At 54.5% G+C, this 255-nt stretch carries 1 protein-coding gene; it reads right to left on the bottom strand.

The window, feature by feature from the left end:
* Positions 1 to 255 (bottom strand): hypothetical protein (locus tag DXX99_RS11630; protein ID WP_165847854.1); only part of this gene is annotated, 255 nt, incomplete at both ends.

The raw sequence follows: 255 nt of genomic DNA, 5'->3' as shown, positions 1-255 counted from the left end.
GCTCGGGCCACACGCAGGTAACGGTGATCATCATGTCCTGACCCCTGAAACTGTGCTCGTCTATGCTTAAAGCAAAAGCCGGTAGATCTTTAAGGGCCTCCTCGATGTTCACCTGATTGGTCACTTGTTTTAGAAGCAGCCGGCGCAGGGTGCCGGGACTTGTCCTTACCACTTCCGCTGCTCTGCGAAAGCTGCGGTCTTTCAAGTTTTCGAGCCAATCTACTTCCGCCCGCTCGGTTCTTCTTGCTCGAGGTC

This window comes from Ammonifex thiophilus (genome assembly GCF_003368535.1).
Classification (GTDB): Bacteria; Bacillota; Desulfotomaculia; order Desulfotomaculales; family Ammonificaceae; genus Ammonifex; species Ammonifex thiophilus.
Note: the sequence above shows the minus strand (reverse complement) of the source record. Positions and strands in the feature narration are given on the sequence as shown.